Raw genomic sequence first — 309 nt, forward strand, 5'->3', positions numbered from 1 at the left:
GGCTGGGCAAGGTCGTGCATGACTACCTCCAACAGCCAAGCCGACGTCTCCTCGAAGTCCGCGAGACCGATTTGGTCGGCTGAACGTGAAGGCATGCAATAGAAAGAGAGTGAATTGAGTGTTCTGAAGGGCAAGACGGCCGTTGTGACCGGCTCGACAAGCGGAATAGGCCTTGGGTGCGCGCGGGCATTCGCAAGCGGGGGCGCCAACATCGTGCTCAACGGGATTGGGGCACCGGGCGATGTCGAAAAAACGCGGACTGCAATCGAGAAAGATTTCGGAGTGAAGGCTATCTATTCGCCCGCCGAT

At 58.3% G+C, this 309-nt stretch carries 1 protein-coding gene; it reads left to right on the forward strand.

All coding sequences use genetic code 11. The features are described from left to right. Positions 1–114: 114 nt before the first annotated feature. The coding region (locus OZ411_RS43260) for an SDR family NAD(P)-dependent oxidoreductase (protein WP_282532847.1) at positions 115–309 on the forward strand (195 nt) is incomplete at its 3' end.

It is taken from the genome of Bradyrhizobium sp. Arg237L (assembly GCF_029990105.1).
Lineage (GTDB): Bacteria > Pseudomonadota > Alphaproteobacteria > Rhizobiales > Xanthobacteraceae > Bradyrhizobium.